The organism is Gulosibacter sediminis, assembly GCF_014904065.1.
In the GTDB taxonomy this organism is placed as follows: domain Bacteria; phylum Actinomycetota; class Actinomycetes; order Actinomycetales; family Microbacteriaceae; genus Gulosibacter; species Gulosibacter sediminis.
The window spans coordinates 1-253 of the sequence record NZ_JACXJG010000049.1 but is presented as its reverse complement, the minus strand read 5'-3'; the positions used below and the strand labels follow the sequence as shown (position 1 = coordinate 253).

Below are 253 nucleotides of genomic sequence, written 5' to 3'. Positions count from 1 at the left end.
GGCTCGCCGTGGCTCAACGGCTACGTCGAGTCGTTCAACTCCCGCATCCGCGACGAGTGCTTGAACATCAACAGCTTCTACTCGCTGCTGCACGCCCAGGTCGTCATCGGCGACTGGAAGACCGAGTACAACACCGTGCGACGCCACTCGGCGCTGGGCTACCGCACCCCAGCCGACTATGCTCGCCACTGCACCCACGAAATGGAACCCGACGACTCACACAGAGACCGGACCTAACAACGGGGGCGGCCCA

1 protein-coding gene is annotated in these 253 nt (G+C 63.6%); it reads left to right on the top strand.

Annotated features, from left to right (window positions below; translation table 11 throughout):
• The coding region (locus ID132_RS12905) for an integrase core domain-containing protein (RefSeq protein ID WP_193128810.1) at nt 1–237 on the top strand (237 nt) is incomplete at its 5' end.
• Nucleotides 238–253: the final 16 nt, after the last annotated feature.